This is a genomic window from Streptomyces niveiscabiei (assembly GCF_001419795.1).
GTDB classification, from domain to species: domain Bacteria; phylum Actinomycetota; class Actinomycetes; order Streptomycetales; family Streptomycetaceae; genus Streptomyces; species Streptomyces niveiscabiei.
The window spans coordinates 270-1542 of sequence record NZ_LIRL01000158.1; the positions used below are offsets into that span (position 1 = coordinate 270).

The window sequence follows — 1273 nt, forward strand, 5'->3', positions numbered from 1 at the left end:
GACTGGCTCGCCGCGCTGCCCACCTGATGCCAGGCGGCAGGGTGTTCTACGGCCCGATGCCCACAGCGCGCCAGAGCGCCCGCAGGGCACGTCGTTTGACGGGGACCTGCGGCAGGTGGTGCTGGACGCGGAGCAGGAAACCGACCGGGGAACCCTTGATCTGTGCATCGCGAGCTTCCGCCATCCCCGTACGCATCGTCGCGAGGCCGAACGTGACTCCCGCGACGGTCACCGGTCCCTGGCCCAGCGTGCCGGCCATCGCGGTGGTGAGTGTGCCGAGTTCGAACTTGAAGTTCAGGACGGTGTCCGCCGTCCTGAGGCCCAGGCCGCGCAGGGCGCCGCGCAGGTCCTCCAGCGGCTCCTCGACGGTGCGGGCGAGTTGCAGCCGCAGGTATTCGCGCAGGGCTGCCGCGTCCTCGATACCGGCGAGGTGTTCCTCCAGGTCGGCGGCGGCCGCGCTGACGGCATCGGTGAAGGCGGTGAACTCGCCGGCGTAGTCCTTGCGGACCTTGACGATCTTCTCGGCGGGTACGTCGTCGAGGCCGGCCGGCAGGGCTCCGGCGACGGCCGGCGAAGTCCGTGGCCGGGTCGAAGGGAACAATGTACCGGTCGTCCTCCATGCACGTGCTGATGACGGCCTTCTCGTCCCAGTGGCCGATCATGTCGTGAGCGCGGTCCTGGTCGGTGGCCGGCACGTAGCCGGTCCTGCGGGCCAGTTCCTGGGTCAGCATGCCCTTGTAGGTCCACCCCAGCGCGGGAGGCATCGCGAGCCACTTGCGCCCCCGGGCCGGAGCCAGCACCGAACGCTCCGTCGCCACGGCCAGGTTCGCGTCCATGAGGGCCTCGCGCAGCCGCGGATCGACCTCCTCCCAGTGCAGGCCGGTGAGCCGGCGCTCGGGTACGGGTTTCCCGGTGGGAGTGAACGGCCAGGGTTCCTCCTCCACCACGGGCGGGTCCCCGCCGACGCGTACGTATCTCGTGTCGTCGCTCGGCACCCACCCCGAGCTGTATCCCCAGGGCCCTTCCGTCACCAGGAACATGTGGCGCAGCCGNNTGCGGGTCGACGTCCACGACGAAGTCCAGCTCGTCCCGCAGGGTCCGCACCAGGAGCCGGTCGTCGACCGGGTAACCCGGTGGAACCACACGTGCCATACGCGGCCAGTACAGGGCAGCGGCCTTGAGCCATGCGTCGTCGCGGAAATGGACGTATGGGTAGTAGAGGCCGATCCTCTGCATCGCGATCCCCCTGCGGAGCGCCGCCGCGTACTCCTCG

At 70.0% G+C, this 1273-nt stretch carries 1 protein-coding gene and 1 pseudogene; both read right to left on the reverse strand.

Going from position 1 to position 1273, the window contains the following annotated elements; all coding sequences use genetic code 11:
• Window positions 1-46 precede the first annotated feature (46 nt).
• Window positions 47-601 carry a DUF6236 family protein gene (locus tag AOK24_RS52250; protein ID WP_055719491.1) on the reverse strand — a complete coding sequence of 185 codons (555 nt, stop codon included), beginning with the start codon at window positions 599-601 and terminating at the stop codon, window positions 47-49.
• Between the two features lie 52 nt (window positions 602-653).
• Window positions 654-1040, reverse strand: a pseudogene (locus AOK24_RS52675) (DUF6236 family protein); the annotation flags it as partial.
• Window positions 1041-1273: the final 233 nt, after the last annotated feature.